Below are 16938 nucleotides of genomic sequence, written 5' to 3'. Positions count from 1 at the left end.
CCTCGCCGAACTCATGGCGAAGCTATCGGATACGGCGGTGCGGGCCGCGGCGTGAGGAGGGACGGTTACGTGAGCGAACTTACGGTTTGGAGTACTAGGAGCGGCAGTATCCAGGTGCCGTATCGCATGATGCCTTCGGTCGCCGAGTTCCAGTTGCCCATGACCGACGTCAGGGACGCCATCGCGATGGCTGTGAGGACTGCCACCGCCGGGAGCCATCTCCCCCGGTAGACTGCCATGAGCGGCACAACCAATGAGAGCACCATGAGAATCGGCACGAAAGGCAGCAGACCCATGTTGAGGTCAAGGAACAAGTCCATGGTGCGCTGCAGTGACATTGCTTGAAGGAACCCCACGAGACCCAGGTTTCCAGCAATCGGGTTTGCCGTGCGCATCGCAAGTATGTTGAAGACCGTCGGGAGCAGGGCGAATGACGCGGCAGCCGTGACCGGAACGAGCGGGTACGCGTTCCGGTCACGCCACGCCTGCAGTGCGGATAGCACAAGAATCAGCCCGAGAAGCAGCAGCGCTGGCGGGTTCTGCGTCGACGCGAGGGCAGCACAGAGGGCCGCCCATCTGTAGTTCCTGCGGCTGGCGAGGCAAATGGCGATGACGACAAGAGAAGCCGTGAGTACCTCAGGATTGGGCCACCTGATGTAGCCCAGGATTGGACTCGCGAACCACAGGAGCGCGAACGCGCGGCGACGGAACGGGTCATACGCCGCATGTCGCAATAGCATCCACCATGCAAGCACAAAGAGCGCGCAGTTCGTGAACTGCAGCGCAACAAGATGGCCGAGACCCAGGGTGCTCAAGAGCGCCATGGGTAGCAGCGCCACAGCCTCGTACAACCAGAAATGGTAGCCGTATCGTCGTCCACCCTGTCCCTCGGCGTAGTAGTTGCTCGTGTCTGCAGGCGCCCCCATTCCCTCTGCGGACGCGTACTCATGGAATCTATCGAGGTCTCCCGCCTGAAGATCCGGCGTCCAGTGGTTCGCCATGCAAACGAGTGTCTGGTAGTACTCGATGCCGTCTGCGGCGATTTGTGGCCCTTGCCCGAGTACGAGGGCGATGAGCACGGCGAAGGTAACGGCCACGATGCCGGCGACCAGGCGAGCTCGCTCGGAGAATGCTGTTGCGGTCAGCGCCAGGGGTACGAGCAGGAGGCGCTCGAGGGCGAACTGGCGAGTGAGGGCAAGTAGAGCCACCAGGGCAAGGGCGCCCCCGAGGAGCAGCCACCCCACACGCTTGTCGGTGGCGGCGATTCTTGTCCCCACGATGTCGGCGATGGCCGCCAAAGTGTTCGCGTTCTTTGCGGGATAGGCATCTGGGGGCCTCACTTCTCGGAAGCCTCGAAGGCAAGGTCGTCGAACACGGCAGTCGAGGGGGAGGGGGTTCCACTCACATGATTCCCGCCAGCCAGCAGGAGCAAGAGCCGTGCGGTCACCGCTCCCTCGGGGGCCGTCCCGGTTGCGACAAGCTGCTTCATCTCAGAATCCGCAATCCCCGCCTGGTCTCCTGCGACGGAGGCTTCCTCGAGTACCTCGCCCGTCGCATCGACGAACCGGATGGAGAGAATGACACACGATGGTTTCCGATCACTGAGCACCCATACACTAGCCTTATACGTCGTGCCTGCTGTCACGACGATCGGTTGCCAAAGCTCGGTACTCTCGGCAGGGTTGTCGCTGGAGTTCTGGAGCGCCGCCCCGTTCGCACCGGACTTCTTCCAGTCTGGTCGCCGTGTCACCATCCCGCCTTCTGCGATGCCCGAGAGGTACCAACCGGCCGGCACGGGATTCGACCAGTCCTCGAACGACGCATTCTGAACGCCGTCCTGGGGCAGAGCCTCGGCGGCCGGGACTTCTGGCTGCGGCGCGGAGGGCGCGGCCGGTTGGGACGGTGGGACGGGCGACCCGTCTCGGCTGGAAGCCATCGCCGCGACCCCGAGTATGGCGATGACAGCTGCCGCCACCCACAACCAAGTGGCCTTCTTTGCTCGTCGAGCGCCTTCGGTCGTTTGCTGTTGCTGAGACTCGAGGGCAACATCTTGTTCGCGGACATCGAAGATGCGATCAGACGAGTGGCCCGACGGACACGTGTCCTCCTCAGTCAGCTCGACGTCGGCGTCGCATTCGGAGCAGTAGCCAGTTCTCGGCATGCGAGAATCCCCCTTCCCCTATGTCAGAAGAATATGACATAGCGGTATCTTCACGGGAAGAGCGCGAGGATCGTCACCGCGTGTCTCTCCGTCATCGTCAAAGGCACCCTCGTCGCGCCTCCTCGTCACAGTTTCGACTGACGGGACTGACGCTACGCGTTCGACGACATCCTTACGTGAGGCAACGAATCGGTTTGGACGACATTTCTGGTGAGGTAACTCGGTGTGTCGACAAAGCGAGTAGCTTCCGCGACCCTGGAGCAAGCGTCGGCTACACTCAGCAGCGGGAGTCTGTCACACACCGCGTTGGGCGGACGCCTCCAGTCAGGGGGCAGCGCGAGATTGCACCAGAGGGCAAGGGGAGTGATGACGTGAGAGATGGCCAATTGGAGGAGCGCGAAACCGAGCGAGCGGGGGGTGCGCGGCGCAGCGTCCGGGAGAGTCTGCGTGCACGACTAGTGACGCAAGAGACGGTGTTGTACGTCGGTACGGCGGTGCTTTGCGTGCTTCTCGCCGCCCGGGTTCTCGGAGTCTCGCCCTCGGACCTCCGTGTTCCGTTCGCCTACAGTAGTGATGCCGTCTTCGGACAAGCCGTGACGAAGGGTATGATCGAACACGGATGGGCGTACTCCAACTCCTCCGTAGGCGCCCCCATGGGCCAGCTTCTGCTGGACTATCCCAACACCGACGGCGCACACGTGCTGCTCATCAAGCTCATCTCACTCGTTCTCCGCGACGCCGTCATGGCCAACAACATGTACTTTCTCCTCGGGTTCGCGCTCTCTGGGGTCACGTCACTATTCGTTATGAGGCGCTTCGGCGTCTCGCGGCCCGCCGCCTTCGTAGCGAGCCTTGCTTTCGTGCTGCTCCCGTTCCACTTCATGCGCGGAATCTCCCACCTCGCGCTGGCGGCGTACTGGTCGATCCCCTTGACTGCCCTGCTCGGGCTGTGGGCGGCATCGGGTACGCCGCCCTTCCTCAAGGATGGGAAACTCGTCTGGCGCGAAAGACGGAGCGTCGCTGCGATAGCGGTCGCTTTCGTTGTCGGTTGCTCCGGCATCTACTATGCCTTCTTCGCCTGCATCTTCCTGGGTGCCATTGCGGTGTACGCGTGGTCCAAGCGTCGCGGTGTGTTGTTCGCAATGCCGGCACTCCTGCTCGTCTGCGTGATTGTCAGCGCGGTTCTGCTGAGCGTCGCGCCCAGCGTTGTCTACCATCGCCTGCAGGGATCGAATCCCGAGGCGATCATTCGGCTGCCGCTCGAGTCCGAGTTGTACGCACTCAAGATCACACAGCTCGTGCTCCCCGTCGGTGGGCACAGGTCGCCAATACTGGCCGAGTGGAAGCAACGCTACAATCAATCCATCAGCGGCGTGAGCCCGTTGAACGAGAACGAGACGGCGACCCTCGGTACTCTCGGCGTGATAGGGTTTCTTGCGCTGCTCGCCTGGACGGCATTTCGGATACGGCCGTCCAGGAAGGGCCCAGCTTCAGAGGTCATGGAGCCGCTCGGTGCGATGAACCTGACAGCCCTCCTGGTTGGCGTCCTCGGCGGGTTTGGCTCGCTCTTCGCGTTCTTCGTGTCCCCCGAGATCCGTGCGTATAATCGCGTGAGTGTCTACATCGCGTTCTTCTCGCTCTTCGCGCTGGCGCTGCTGCTGGATCGGTTCGCGTTCAACCGCCCTTGGGCGCAGCTGCCCTTCGCGACCGCCGCGCTCGTTGCGGTGCTGGTCATCGTCGCGGTTCTCGACCAGACCACCCCGTCTATGGCGATCGACTTCGGCGGTCTGTCGGCCGCGTACGAGAACGACGACGCCTTCGTCGCGGCGGTGGAGGCGTCTGTCCCGCCAGGTTCGATGATCTTCCAGCTGCCCTATGTCCCGTTTCCTGAGAGCCCTCCTGTCGGTGGGATGCCGGACTACGAGCACTTCAAGGCCTACATCCACTCGAAGACGCTGCGTTGGAGCTACGGTGCTATGCGGGGCAGGGAGTCCGACATCTGGCAGCGGCAGGTGAGCAGCCTTCCAGCTGCCGAGTTCCTCGCGCAGATCGAGGCGCGCGGGTTCGCGGGCGTCTGGGTGGATCGCCGTGGGGGCGGTGCGAACGAGCCGGGAATGCAGGCGGCTCTCGGTGTGCCACCTATCCAAAGCGCCGACGGACAGTTGGCCTTCTATCGGATTCCGTGAGAATCGGGGCCGATGGAATGCGCGAGAAGGCTGCCCCACATCTGCGCGCGATCATTCCGGCGCATCATTCTTCGCCGAGCAGGTGTGTCAACGTCTCTATGCTCGGCGCGATGGCTGCAAGCTGCTCGGCCGCCTTGTCTTTCGCGTATGCGGCGGCTTCGAGTCGCGAGAGTCTGTCCACGGCGTTGGCCCCGTAGCGGGCCTCCTCCGGCGGTTTCACCTCGCTCTCTCGCCCCGTCGCCTGCGATTGGAAATCGGTCTCCCGCACGAAGTGTGCCTGGATGCGCTCGTCTGTGATCTGCGGATAGGACTCCTCCAACAACTGCCGGATCGCGGCAAGCGGCCCCGGCTTGACGAACGCGCTGAAACTCCCGAATGTGTTTAGCAGGTTCCGGAACATCAGGTAGTCGGCAGGGATCGGCGCGAGACACTCCCACTTCTCGTCAATGAGGACCAGCGATCCATCGGGTGTTCGGACCAGGTTCCAGAAGGCGAAGTCCAGCGATGCTCCATGCAGCAGGGGATAGCCCTCGTCGTCCACCTCCCCCTTCCAGAAGCGCTGCTTCGCCTCATCCTGGACCTCACGGGCCAGAGCGGAGACTCGCTCAAACCAGCGCTCGGACACGAGGGCTGAGTACACTTCAAAGGTCAGCAGAACGCCATTCACATAATCCGCATTCTTCAGACTGAATCTGTAGTCTCCACATTGTGTCTCGTCGAGCCCGGGGCCCAGAGGAGCTCGCTCGATCCGATACTGACCCTCGCGCTTGTACAGACTGATCGTGTGATGGGTTTCCGGACGATGCTTGTTCCAGTACTTCCGTACTAGCCAGGAAGTCTCAAGCGCCGGTCGCTCTGAGACGGAGCACGCCACCACGAACGAGTTGGAGAACTCCCAAAGCAGGCCCGCATCGCTGACGCTCTTCAGGAGCAGGGGATCTGGGAAGAGGAAGAGCCGCGCCCCCGTATACTCCTCAGCGAATTCCCTGGCCCACTGATAGGGTCGAAGTGGTTCGATCTCGTCCGACTCGCGAAACATCACTGTCGGGAGTTTGTAGTCGGGAAACGCATGGTAGAACTGCTGGTGAGCGAAGCCTGCTTCCGAGAGGATCGCCTGCAGCTCCCTCCTGCTGAAGGTTATTGGAGAGTCGGCGTTCGGATACTCCAGCAAGCCTTCGAAGAACCGGCTGCAGTGGTCCTCTCGGCATCCCGCCCAGTACTTGGCGCCCAGTCGGTTCTCGATCGCAAGGATGAGGACTCCGTCGCCGGTGAGCGCAGAGCGTACCTTCCGCAGCATGTCGAGACAGCCCTCGCGAGTCTTGCCGTACTCGAGTACGCCGATGAGTGTGGCCATGTCATAGGTTTCTGGGATTGGTGCATCGACGATGTTGCCGACCATGACTCTGACGTTCGTGTCTTCTCGCGTTCGCCGTCGGTTCACTGCCGCTCTCGCGCGGCTGCCTTCGATTACGTCGACGTGGGCTACGCGGCCAGCCAGCCACTTCGTCAGTGCGCCTGGTCCCGCCCCCAGCTCGAGAACGCTCCAAGACGGGTCGATCAGCTCAGAGATGGAGTCCATGAGATTCACGCGCTGATGGGAGAGATGGTACCGAGAAGGCCAATCGCGTATCTGGTCGGCGAACTCGACCGGGTAGTCGCTCACGTGCTCGACGGACTCGAACACCTCCGCGAGGTAGTCCTCACTGCCGTCGGCGTACGCGAAATCCCCCATGCCACGGGCCACCCACACGTCGGCGGCTTCGTCGTAGTCGAATAGCTTCGGATCAAGTGACATGCTCTTCATCCACCTATCTCTGAGCTATCAGCGGAGGCGGCTGGTCAATGGCAGGTCGACCGGAGCGCAAGAAGCCCAATCTTCCAGCATCGTAGCGGATGAAACGGGGAATCGCGCAAGTCGGACGGTCGTTGACTCAGATTGGCCGCGTAACTTGCACATATGATGCCAGTCGCGGCGATCTACTGTTCGGCAGAATCGCGGTCCGCTCGAAGCGCCCGCATCGCTTCATCGAACTGCCCAATCATCGGGTCGCCGTCGAAGCGCACTCGATGCTGCAAATAGAACTCGGTTGCGCGAGCAACATCGTTGTCCATGACGAGTCTGGCCACCTCAACGGCGAGATCCTCCAGTGAGGCAGGCTCGCCATCGCTTGCGCGCCCAGATGCACGCGCGACGCTCTCTCCGCCCGCTACCAGGGGTCTGTTGGCGTACTCACTTTGCGCAGCACCACTGTAGAGGGACAGCCAGTCAAACACCGGTTCATCAGAAAGGTCAGCCTGTCCGTCATCGAGAAGTAGCGCACTGGCGGGGATGGTTGTCATTGCGAGATTGGCTAGGAGCCCGTTGTAGTGGAAGTTCTGCGCCCCTCGCTGCATGTTTGCCCGGTCAATGAAGATGCGCCGATACAACTGGGCATACGTTCGGGCAGGGTAGTGCCGTAGACGGAAGACAGATGGCGAACGATTCCCCGGCAGAGGGTTGTGGTTGAACTCGCGCACGTTGGTGACTCCTGCCCGCCATGAGCGTATTCGCGGTGCACAGTTGGGAAACACGGCGTATCTGTGGATGCGCTGGTTGGGCGAAAGAACGTCCAAGTCGTCCTCTTCAGTCACCCAGAAGTTGAAATTGAGGAATTGGATCCAGTCGTACGGCGAGTCGGCCATCTCCGCAAGGTAGTCCCCGTAGCTGCGGTTGCGGTGAGGGCCTTCGAGGATCTCGTCATCATCCGGCCACGAGATCCAGTCATACTGTCGAACGTAGTCTTGCATCAGGTGTCGAGACATCGCAGGGTACATCTCGTAGAAATCGAAGGTGCGCGGAATGAGCCGCCGTTCGACAATCGCATCGGAGAAGTCGTCGAGAACCTGGGCGGTGCCGTCCGTCGAACCATGGTCCCACGCAATGATGTCGTGCCCATTCGCGACCAGGTGTCCAATTACGTCGCGTAGGATGTCGGCGTCGTTGTAGCAGAGCACGACCCCCAGCAGTTTCATCGCGTGTCCCCTGCGGCCATCATTGCGCGAGTCTCAGGGACGGCGTCGTTGCGTGGCACTGCGAATGGGGCCAGCCCACGTCGTCCGTCGTCATTCCAGATTATCCATGTAGTACGCTTGTGTTACTTCGACGAAGTTCCGCAGTTGGTCTTCGTAGCTTATTCTCGTGTCCCCTTCTTCTCTGTCGTCCAACGTCAGTTCCACGTTTTCAGGCAGAAGCACCACCCTGCATCCGCATAATAGAGCTTCCGACACTACTTGTGTCACGTCGTCGTATGAGTACAGGGTCCGCGTCTTCTTCATCAGCGCTGCGACTTCCTTGCGGGTTGGCGGATAGTCGGATGTAATCTCCAACAGCCCGTCTGTCTGCGGGAGCAGCGTGGCGCCGCGCGTTATCCCTCTGCCGACGTAGAAGCAGTCGATTGTCTTCTCTGAGACTCCCTCGGTGTTGAATAGCTCATGCTCCAGACTCCCCACGCTGAGGAGCCTTGAGTCGGGCAGGTCCAGGAACTTCTTGGACCAAGTGAATACCAGGTCTTCGGCGGGATAGTCCGTCGGCCCTCCGACAAATCCCGGAACGTTCAGCACCCACCTCACGACCTTCTTGCCGCCGACAGGGTTTCCGAAGACCACCTCAGGGTAGACCACGATTGGCCCCTCGTCGCCCTTGTACTCCGAGACGTGCTTCTCGTTCCAGTCGGGGTTTCCCGCCTCAGAGGAGTAAGCCTCTTGGCCTCGCTCATTGAGAAGATGCACGAGCCTGTGCAGGGCGCGAACCCCACCGCAGTTGTGCCGGTATGCGGGTCCAAACACAAGGTACGGTGTCCCGGCCATCACGTTTCCCTTCTTGGTGAGGAATCAACTCGACCATCTCCGTGATCGAGGTCTTCCCGAGGCTACGCTCCTCTGCGCGCCCAGGGCCTACAGCATCATACAGGTGTCTAGCGGCGTTTGGCTCGCAGTCGGTCTGCCGAGCGGGATCGGGCTGAAGCCTCAACCGAGCGACGCTGGGCACGACCGTCACACCCGACCTAGTCATCTGACACGAGGAGATCGAGGTGCCCTACGGGGCCTGTCTATGCGAAGAACAAGAGAGATCCCGCGCCGGCGTCTCCTGAAACATCGCAGCGGGGCGCTGGCCCTCTCGCCGACGCCCTACTCCTGAAGCGCGCTCCTTTCTGCTCTTGTTGGCGCGCGACACTTCTGGGGGAGGGGCGCGACAGCGGCACGGCGACACCGCTAGGTGAGGCATCCACGAATGCCAGCCATGTGCGTCCGTCGCTCCCCAGAACGGAGCAGCCGGAGGCGCCGGGGGAGGGCATGGGGAAGGCAGCGCGTCGAATCCGTACATGGTGCGCGGTTCGCATTTCAGCGACCCTCGCCCTGCCAGGGTTCCGTCGTGCTGCCATCGCTCTTCAGAGGACACGTATCCGACGCGAAGTGTGGCTGAACGCTCCTTCTTGCGATGTGCTGCGCAAGTTGGGGTACGTTCATGGGGTGCACAGAGAGAGGAGCATCCACGATGCGAGCCATCCCTGTCTCCGACTCTATCTCCTGGGTCGGAGCGATTGACTGGAACCTGCGCGACTTTCACGGCTATGAGACGCCGCGCGGAACAACCTACAACGCCTACCTCGTGCAGGGCAGCGAGAAGATCGCTCTCATCGACACCGTGAAGGCCCCCTTCGCCGATGAGCTGCTCTCGCGTGTCGCCTCGATTCTCCCGCCTGACGCCGTCGACGTCATCGTCGTGAACCACGTCGAGCCTGACCACAACAGCGGGTTGCGCGCGATCATGGCCGCCATGCCCGAGGCACGCGTCGTGGCGACCCGCGCGGGCGTCGCCGGCGTGGCCGAGTACCACGACGGGCTCGAGATCGAGACGGTCGGCCCCGATGACGTCATCGATCTGGGTGACAAGACGCTGCGCTTCCTGCCCATGCCGATGGTGCATTGGCCGGACTCGATGTTCACCTATGTCGCCGAGTCCAAGACCCTGCTGCCCAACGATGCATTCGGCCAGCACATGGCCTCCTCGGAACGCTTCGCCGATGAGGTCGGCTACGACCTCGCGCTTGAGGAGCTCACCGTCTACTACGCCAACATCCTCATGCCGCTCTCGTCCCAGGTTGCGAAAGCCGTCGAGAAGGTCGTCGCACAGGGCTGGGATATCGAGACCATCGCGCCATCGCACGGCGTGATCTGGCGCGCCGAGGGCGTCGGCAAGGTGCTCGAAGCTTACGGGCGGCTCACCGCAGGGGAGACTCGCGAGAAGATTGTCGTGGCGTTTTCCACGATGTGGGGCTCGACCGACGCGCTCGCCCGCGCCGTCGCCGACGGCGTCGCCGCCGAGGGCGTGGACGTCGCTGTCTACGACCTCGCGCTCACCCCGATCTCGTACCTCACGCGCGAGCTGCTCGACGCGCGCGCGCTGCTCCTTGGCTCGCCCACGCTGCATCACGGCATGCTCTTCCGCGTGGCTGGCTACCTGCAGTACCTCGCTGGCCTCAAGCCGGCAGGCAAGATTGCGGGTGCGTTCGGCTCCTACGGCTGGAGCAGCGGAGCCGTGCAGCAGATGACCGAGCGGCTCGAGGCGATCGGCTTCGAGATGCCGTTCGAGCCCCTCACCCAGAAGTATCGTCCATCTGCCGGAGAGCTGGACGCTGCGCGTGAGTGGGGTGCGCAGTTCGCACGGCGGGTCGGGGATGCCTAGCTAGGGGTTTCCTGTGCCGCTTCAAGGGCCGGTCGAATGAGCGACCCCCACTTCGCGTTGAGTCGGACGAGATTCTGGAGAAGGTATTGCGCCGGGTCATCGGCCTGGCCAGCCTTGCTGTTCACCGTGGTGTTCTGGTAGTGAATGAGGACCGCATCCGGCTGGTAGATGATTCGGTATCCGGCTTGGAGAACCTTGAGGTTGAAGTCGACGTCCTCGTAGTTGGCCAGGATGTACCCTTCATCGAGGCCGCCCATCTCGTGCCACACACGCTTGCTCGTGAGCAGGCACGCGCCGGTGACGCCGACCACGTCCTCGAGTACGTTCGCCTCCGGCAGGTCGGCCGGTTGACGGTAGTAGCGGTGGCTCGGTCTCACGAGTGTTCGTCCGCCGACGTTCTCCAGCCTGAATGCGATACCCGCGTGTTGAAGCGTCATGTCGGGGAACAGGAGACGTGCGCCGACGATGCCTGCATCCTTGTCCATGACCTTTCGCATGGCGTCGAGCCAGCCCGCGTGGGGTACGGTGTCGTTGTTGAGCAGGCAGAGGAGTTCGTACTTGGCGACCGAGACGCCTTGGTTGCAGCCTCGGGCGAACCCTGCGTTTCGTGTGTTGTAGATGACTCGGATGTTGCGGCGCTCGCGATCCAGTTCGCGTAGGTAATCGGTGGTGCCATCTGTGGAGGCGTTGTCAACCACCACGAGTTCGAAGCCCGCCGTGGTCTCGAAGATCGCGTCGAAACACGCCTTGGTGTAGTCGAGCTGATTGTGCGTCAGCACGATGATGGACACTCGGCGTTCCTTGGCCATGTTCGGCTCGCTCCATGCTCGAGGCTGCCTAGTTGTATGCGAACGGGCGATGCGTCAGGGTAACAGGATATCGCACTCGACAGGATTGCCGTGTTCCCAGGCAGCTCTGCTATTCTGAACACTCCGGCGGCATGCGCGGAGGGCAGCAATGGTAGAGCGGACGGACAACCCCAAGAACATCGCCTTCCTCGTCAGCAGCTTCTGGGGTGTGGCCTGGTATCGCTGTCATGTCCCTGGTGTGGAGCTCAAACGACGCGGCCACAACGTCGTGATGACAGACCGCCTCGAAGACATCGATGTCGATGCGTGTGACATATTTGTAGCGCTCAGGCAGCAGGTCCCCAAGGTACTGGAGGTTGTCCAGTACCTGAATGCCATGGGGCGCATGACGGTCGCCGACATCGATGACGACTACTGGAACCTTGCTCCCGACAATCCGGCTCGACTGTCGTGGAATCCGGAGATGTTGGAGCGGTTGGCAGACATCGCGCGTGCCTGCCAGGTCGCGACAACCACCACACCCGAGCTCGCCGAGATTCTCAGACGAATCAACCCCGCAACGACGATTCTCCCTAACATGTTGCCTGACGAGCACTGGGCAATCGAGCCAAAGGATTCCGCTCAGTCGGACCGCCTCGTGCTGGGGTGGGGCGGTAGCACGAGCCATCGCAGTGACGTCCGAATGGTAGGGCCGGTGCTCGTGCAGTTGCTTGATGAATTCCCCGAGCTCGAACTCCACTTGGCTGGCGCCGAGCCCGACTGGGTTCCTGCCCACCCGCGAATCAGGTTCGTCGACACGGTTCCGATCGAACAGTATGCCCACGTGCTTCAGGACTTCGACATCGCGGTCGCGCCACTTGTCGACACTCGATTCAACAGATGCAAGAGCGATCTCAAGTACATGGAGTACGCCATGCTTGGATTGCCGGTGGTGGCTTCAGCGGTAGAGCCCTACACCCGCACGATCAGGCACGGGGAGAACGGCTTCCTTGTGAAGAACACCAAAGGCTGGCTCAAGTCGCTTCGGGCGCTCATCCGCGATGCCGAGCTGCGGCACTCGATCGGCAGTGCTGGTCGAGTGCTGGCGGAGACACGACTCATGTCGCGAAACATCGAGCGCTGGGAGAAGGTCTATCGGATCGAGCCGTAGCGGGCTGCGCCCAGCTACCCCCGCCACTCCCGCAGCGCCTCAACCGCTGCGTCCACCGTGAGCGCCGTCTCCGGCGCGCTCGCGTCCTCGGCACGCAGCCGCGCGAACAGCTCCGCCAGCACCGGCGGTTTGATGTTGCTCGCCGCCATCACCTCGACCGACGCGAACACCTCGGCCGGCGTCCCCGACAGCGCGATCGCGCCGCCCGGTGCGAGCACGTAGGCGTAGTCCGCGATCTCGGGCACCGCGTCGATGTCGTGGGTCGTCAGCACGACCGTCGTCCCGCCTGCGGCCAGGTCCGCGAGCAGGTCCGACATCACCTCTCTCGACGCCGGATCGAGCCCCTCGAACGGCTCGTCGAGCACGAGCAGGTCCGGCTCCATCGCCAGCGCCCCGGCCATCGCGACCTTGCGCTTCTCGCCACCGGAGAGGTTGTGCGGCACGCGCCCGTGCAGCTCGCGGATGCCCAGCAGCCCAAGCGTCGCGTCCACCCGCCGCGCGATTTCGTCCTCGGCCAGGCCGTACTGGCGGGGGGAGAAGGCGATGTCGTCTGCGACGGTGGGCGCGAGGATCTGCTCGTCCACGTTCTGGAGCACCACGCCGATGCGGCGGCGGATCTTTGGCCACTCTGCGCCGGGGTCCACGCCGAACACTCGCACGAACCCTTCCTTGCTGTGTAGCAGCCCAAGGATGTGAAAGAGCAGCGTCGTCTTGCCCGCTCCGTTCGGGCCGAGCACCGCGATGCGCTGTCCTCGGCGGGCCACGAAGTCCAGGCCGCAGAGGTGCACGCTGGTGCCGTCCTCGTAGGAGTGCCGCACGCAGCTGACGCGCACGATCTCGTCGTCGGACGGCGCATGCGTGTGGCCGGGCGTCTCGATCATCGGTTCCTCCGGGTAGCTATCAGGGCCACGCCGAGCGCGAGAAGCGCCGGTATCGCCACGAGCCAGCTGTACGGGTTCAGCGTCGCTGCACCCGCACGCCAGAGCGCGCTCGTCGCGAGTGCAAGCGCCGCGCCTGCCACGAGCGCGACGTCGCGAGCGGGCGACTCACCGCGCGGAAGCGGCGCCCGCAGCCTGCCTTCGTAGCCGCGCAGCCGCATCACGTCGTAGTCGCGCTGCGAGAGATCGAAGGAGTAGAGCAGTAGCCCTCCGAGTGCCGACGTCGTCGCGCGCGCCGCGCGAACGGGGTGTCCGGCCGTGAGTCCCGATCGCAGTCGGACCGCGCGCAGCAGGTTGCTGAACTTCTCGAGCAACAGAAACGTCGACCGGTACGTCATGAGCAGCGCGTCGCCAACGATCGACGGCACGATCCGCTGCACCGGCGCGAACACCTGAGGGTAGGGGGTCGTGAGCACGATGATCACGGCGGCGAGCGCGGCGGTCACGGCCTTCAGCACTATGACCGCGCCCACAAGCGCGTCGGGTGCCGACGATACCGCGAAGACCAAAGCGAACAGCCCGGGGTAGAGCGCAAGACTGTAGGTCAACCTGAACTTGAGTCTGCACGAGGTAGCCACGGAGGCGAGCATGATCGCAAGCGACGCCACTACCAGCGCGTTCCATGTCAGCACCACGGCCGCCAGCGTGAGCGCGAACGCGGCAAGCTTGGCGACCGGCGAGGCGCGGTGTAGCCATGACGTGCCAAGCGTGGCAGAGTGATCGACGGCCCCGATGTTCATCACAGACCCCCGGCCTCGTCGCCGGGGAGGTGCCGCGTGGTCTCGCGCAGCGCGCCTGCGAACACGAGCGTGGGCCGCACCCGGGCCACGTAGCCCAGTATCCCCGCGGTCACGAGTGCCTCGATGAGCCAGCCGATCGGCCCGAGCGTGTAGACGACGGCCGCGAACCGCGCGACCGACAGGCCGGGGCCCACGGTCGCTTCCCCGATCTCGGTTGCGCCGGTCGCGCTCCCCATCCACACGACACCCACCATCGCCGTCGTCGAGATCGCGAGCGCGAGCACGGTCGCGACCCCGGCCGCCAAGCCCGCGCGCCGCCGCGTGAGCAGTCCCACCAGCAGGCGGAACAGCGCCCACCCGGCCACCATCTCCAGGGACAGCACCACGGTGTTGAGGCCGAGTACGGTCACGCCCCCGTGGCCGAGCATCGCGAGCACGACTTCCACGATGAACGCCGCGATTACCGCCAGCGCCGGTCCCAGCAGCACCCCGGCCACAACCGCGAGGTTGATGTGGTACGCGAGCGGGACGATCTCGCTCGACATCGCCACGAGCATGAGCGCCGCCAGTACGCCAAGGAGCGGCACCTTGCGTCGCATTTCATGCCGCTCGGCGAGTCGCCCCGCGACCCCCACGAGCACGAGCGCGACGATCCAGCCGCTCGCCCACAGCCACAGCGGCAGAACGCCGTCGGGTATGTGGATGTGCGACATCAGCTGGCCTCTGCCACGCCGCGGCGGCACGTCCGGCACAGGCCGTACATCGTGATCTCGTGGCGCGTGATGACGAAGCCCTGCCGCTCCACGCTGGCGAGCACACCGGCGTCCAGCGGGCATGCGGCATGCGCAACCGCGCCGCACTCGGTGCACACGAGGTGATGATGGTGGTCATCCACCACGCATCGCGCGTACAGCGCGTGCCCGCCGGACTCGCCCACGCGTGCCAGGTAGCCCGAGTCCTCCATCGCCGCCACGGCGCGGTAAACGGTCGCCACCGCTGTTCCCGTATCGCGCGCTCTCACGCGTCGCGCGAGTTCCTCGATCGTGAATGCCCTGCTCATGCCATCGACCGCAGCCGCGATTCGCTCGCGCTGCGGCGACGTGCGCTTCTCTCCGTACACGCTGGCCATAGGCGCTCCTTGGCAGGCTAGGTGAGAATCGTTCTCACTTCTGCCGATTGTACCCCCATACACACATGCGAAACGCCGCGTGATAGCCGGACGCGGCCCGAATTGGAGTAGCATGGAGTCCGTAAGAGGGGGGCAACACAAGGGATCCGCATCTTGAACATCACTCACCTGCGTGCATTCGTGATGGTCGTCGAGCACGGCTCCTTCTCCGGGGCTGCGCGCGCCATGGACCTGTCGCAGCCGGCTGTCACCATGCAGATCCAGGGGCTCGAGGCCGACCTCGGCGCCACGCTGTTCGACCGCGCCTACCGGCGGATAGAGCTGACCGAGGCCGGGCGCGTGCTGCTCCCCATCGCGCAGGGGATCCTCGGCGACGTCGAGCGCGCCCACCACGAGGTTGCCGAGATGGGCGGGCGCGTCTCCGGACGCCTCGCGATCGCCGCGTCAACCACGCCGGGGCAGTACGTACTCCCGCGGCTCCTTGGCAGGTACCTGACGTACTACCCGGAGGTCGGTATCTCGCTCACCGTCTCCGACACCGCAGGCGTCATCGAAGCCGTCACCTCGGGCGCCGCGCACATCGGCATGACCGGCGCCCGCGTTGACACGGGCCGGGTGAGGCTGGAGTCGATCGGCACCGACGAGCTCGTGATGATCTGCCCGCCGAATCACCCGCTCGCGTCGGCCCACAGCGCGACCATGGACGATGCCGCCGAGGAGCCGTTCATCATGCGCCGGGAGGGCTCCGGGACGCGCCTCGTGACCGAGGAGGTCGTGCGTGAGGCCGGTATCGACCCCGACGAACTTCGCGTGCTCATGGAGCTCGGCACGAGCGAGGCTATCGTCAGCGCCGTCGAGGGTGGTATGGGCCTGGGTGTCGTGAGCCAGTGGATGGTCGACAAGGCGCTCGAGCTCGGGACCGTCGCGCGGGTGCCTCTCGCGAGGTTCCCTGTGAGCCGCCCGTTCTATGTAGTTCTACCTAAGGGAGAGCCTTCGCGCGCGGCGGCCGCACTCCTGGAGCATCTGCGGGACAGGTTGGGCACGGGAACCGGATGACGCAGCCGGACCCATCCTTTATGCTCGTCGTATCCGATGGCGGGAGAGGGCTGTGAGCGAACTTCGCATTGGCGTGTTGACGTGTTCGGACAATCGCTTCGAAGGAACTGCCGAGGACGACGCCGGGCTTGCCCTCATCGATGCTTGCGAACGGCTTGGATGGGTGATCGTCGCCTACCATGTCGTGCCCGATGACCCCGAGTCGATAACCGCCTCCTTGTTCGAGCTGGCAGATGTCGAGGGTGCCGACGCCGTGTTCACCCTGGGAGGGACAGGACTCGGCGCGCACGATCTCACGCCCGAGACCACCGAACTCGTTTGCGAGCGCATGGTGCCCGGGATCGCCGAGGCCATCCGGGCGCACATGCGCCAGAGCGACCCCTGCCACATGTTCTCGCGGGCTACGGCCGGCGTGCGGGGACGCACCCTGATCGTGAACCTCCCGGGCGGCCCGGAAGCGACCATGGAGGCATTCGGCGTCATCGCGGAGATGCTCGAGCTGGCCGTCCAGCATATGGCGGACGGGGGCGCGTGCTAGCGGTGCCCGGGTCCCGCGAGAAGACGCGCTTCATCGTGTACGGTTTCGGCTCGACGCACCGTGCGCTGGCTGCAGAGCGCACGCTTCTGGACGCGGGCGTCGGGGTCACACCGATACCCGCTCCGCGGGATTTCGGTGAACTGTGCGGCATTGCCCTGCGAGTCTCTCCCCCCAACTCCCGGACCGCCGAAAAATGCCTGGCCGAAGCTGGTCTTTCGCCCGACGCAACGGGCGATATCTGGGATGTCTGAGCAGTTCGCGTTCGTTGACGGACTCCCCGTGCGCACCTAGTATGTAACTGCTGTTACGAACCCGTCTGGCATCGTCGGCCCCGGATATGGCCGTCGGTGCATCTGTGTCTTATTGGGATCTTGTGACACATGTGTGGGTCACGCCCGACCTCTTCCGGGTAGCGGGGGGCAGAGTCCGGAGAGCGTGAGCTGGGCGAGCGCTATCAGTGCGAAGGGGTCGTGGAAGCCGTAGGCTCGTTGCTGTATGAGCCGGAT

Annotated in this window: 17 protein-coding genes; 6 read left to right on the top strand and 11 right to left on the bottom strand. The window is 63.8% G+C overall.

Features of this window, described 5'->3' with window-relative positions; genetic code table 11:
- Nucleotides 1–65: 65 nt before the first annotated feature.
- Together Q8K99_11895 and Q8K99_11890 are read right to left on the bottom strand one after the other, a co-directional pair.
- Complete coding sequence (locus tag Q8K99_11895; GenBank protein MDP2183256.1) at nucleotides 66–1340, bottom strand: hypothetical protein; 1275 nt, start codon at nucleotides 1338–1340, stop codon at nucleotides 66–68.
- The gene (locus Q8K99_11890) at nucleotides 1337–2161 is read right to left on the bottom strand and encodes a hypothetical protein (protein MDP2183255.1); all 825 of its coding nucleotides are present in this window, start codon (nucleotides 2159–2161) and stop codon (nucleotides 1337–1339) included. Before Q8K99_11890 ends, Q8K99_11895 begins: the two co-directional genes overlap by 4 nt.
- Before the next feature lie 371 nt (nucleotides 2162–2532).
- Here Q8K99_11890 and Q8K99_11885 point away from each other — a divergent pair, with 371 nt between their 5' ends.
- On the top strand, nucleotides 2533–4347 hold the full coding sequence (locus Q8K99_11885; protein MDP2183254.1) for a hypothetical protein: 1815 nt from the start codon (nucleotides 2533–2535) through the stop codon (nucleotides 4345–4347).
- 64 nt (nucleotides 4348–4411) lie between these two features.
- Here the strand turns inward: Q8K99_11885 and Q8K99_11880 are convergent, their stop codons facing one another.
- The 3 genes from Q8K99_11880 to Q8K99_11870 form a co-directional block, all read right to left on the bottom strand.
- Nucleotides 4412–6142: a class I SAM-dependent methyltransferase gene (locus tag Q8K99_11880; protein MDP2183253.1), complete on the bottom strand. Its 1731-nt coding sequence runs from the start codon at nucleotides 6140–6142 to the stop codon at nucleotides 4412–4414.
- A gap of 182 nt (nucleotides 6143–6324) precedes the next feature.
- Entirely contained in the window at nucleotides 6325–7359 is a 1035-nt protein-coding gene (locus Q8K99_11875; protein MDP2183252.1) for a glycosyltransferase family 2 protein, read from the bottom strand.
- Nucleotides 7360–7449: 90 nt separating this feature from the next.
- Nucleotides 7450–8193: a hypothetical protein gene (locus Q8K99_11870; protein MDP2183251.1), complete on the bottom strand. Its 744-nt coding sequence runs from the start codon at nucleotides 8191–8193 to the stop codon at nucleotides 7450–7452.
- 688 nt (nucleotides 8194–8881) lie between these two features.
- On the opposite strand from Q8K99_11870, the gene Q8K99_11865 reads away from it, so the two are divergent.
- Nucleotides 8882–10072: an FprA family A-type flavoprotein gene (locus Q8K99_11865; GenBank protein MDP2183250.1), complete on the top strand. Its 1191-nt coding sequence runs from the start codon at nucleotides 8882–8884 to the stop codon at nucleotides 10070–10072.
- Here Q8K99_11865 and Q8K99_11860 read toward each other — a convergent pair.
- Complete coding sequence (locus Q8K99_11860) at nucleotides 10069–10881, bottom strand: glycosyltransferase family 2 protein (GenBank protein MDP2183249.1); 813 nt, start codon at nucleotides 10879–10881, stop codon at nucleotides 10069–10071. The genes Q8K99_11865 and Q8K99_11860 overlap by 4 nt on opposite strands.
- Before the next feature lie 148 nt (nucleotides 10882–11029).
- Between Q8K99_11860 and Q8K99_11855 the strand changes: the two genes are divergently transcribed.
- Nucleotides 11030–12031, top strand: a complete 1002-nt coding sequence (locus Q8K99_11855; protein ID MDP2183248.1) for a glycosyltransferase family 4 protein — start codon at nucleotides 11030–11032, stop codon at nucleotides 12029–12031.
- 14 nt (nucleotides 12032–12045) lie between these two features.
- Here the strand turns inward: Q8K99_11855 and Q8K99_11850 are convergent, their stop codons facing one another.
- From Q8K99_11850 to Q8K99_11835, 4 genes are read right to left on the bottom strand one after another with little or no spacing between them, the layout of a single operon-like run.
- Nucleotides 12046–12912, bottom strand: a complete 867-nt coding sequence (locus tag Q8K99_11850; protein MDP2183247.1) for an ABC transporter ATP-binding protein — start codon at nucleotides 12910–12912, stop codon at nucleotides 12046–12048.
- On the bottom strand, nucleotides 12909–13709 hold the full coding sequence (locus tag Q8K99_11845; protein MDP2183246.1) for an energy-coupling factor transporter transmembrane component T: 801 nt from the start codon (nucleotides 13707–13709) through the stop codon (nucleotides 12909–12911). The genes Q8K99_11850 and Q8K99_11845 overlap by 4 nt, the downstream gene beginning before the upstream one ends.
- Entirely contained in the window at nucleotides 13709–14422 is a 714-nt protein-coding gene (locus tag Q8K99_11840) for an energy-coupling factor ABC transporter permease (protein MDP2183245.1), read from the bottom strand. Before Q8K99_11840 ends, Q8K99_11845 begins: the two co-directional genes overlap by 1 nt.
- Nucleotides 14422–14838 (bottom strand): transcriptional repressor, encoded by a 417-nt coding sequence (locus Q8K99_11835; protein ID MDP2183244.1) that lies wholly within the window; start codon nucleotides 14836–14838, stop codon nucleotides 14422–14424. The genes Q8K99_11840 and Q8K99_11835 overlap by 1 nt, the downstream gene beginning before the upstream one ends.
- Before the next feature lie 153 nt (nucleotides 14839–14991).
- On the opposite strand from Q8K99_11835, the gene Q8K99_11830 reads away from it, so the two are divergent.
- The 3 genes from Q8K99_11830 to Q8K99_11820 are packed head-to-tail and all read left to right on the top strand — an operon-like array spanning nucleotide 14992 to nucleotide 16683.
- The gene (locus tag Q8K99_11830; protein MDP2183243.1) at nucleotides 14992–15894 is read left to right on the top strand and encodes a selenium metabolism-associated LysR family transcriptional regulator; all 903 of its coding nucleotides are present in this window, start codon (nucleotides 14992–14994) and stop codon (nucleotides 15892–15894) included.
- 52 nt (nucleotides 15895–15946) lie between these two features.
- On the top strand, nucleotides 15947–16432 hold the full coding sequence (locus tag Q8K99_11825) for a MogA/MoaB family molybdenum cofactor biosynthesis protein (GenBank protein ID MDP2183242.1): 486 nt from the start codon (nucleotides 15947–15949) through the stop codon (nucleotides 16430–16432).
- A gap of 2 nt (nucleotides 16433–16434) precedes the next feature.
- The gene (locus Q8K99_11820) at nucleotides 16435–16683 is read left to right on the top strand and encodes a DUF3343 domain-containing protein (protein MDP2183241.1); all 249 of its coding nucleotides are present in this window, start codon (nucleotides 16435–16437) and stop codon (nucleotides 16681–16683) included.
- 138 nt (nucleotides 16684–16821) lie between these two features.
- Here Q8K99_11820 and Q8K99_11815 read toward each other — a convergent pair.
- On the bottom strand, nucleotides 16822–16938 hold a 117-nt coding region (locus tag Q8K99_11815; protein MDP2183240.1), incomplete at its 5' end, for a hypothetical protein.

The organism is Actinomycetota bacterium (assembly GCA_030682655.1).
GTDB lineage: Bacteria > Actinomycetota > Coriobacteriia > Anaerosomatales > JAUXNU01 > JAUXNU01.
This window is presented reverse-complemented; position numbering and strand designations above follow the sequence as displayed.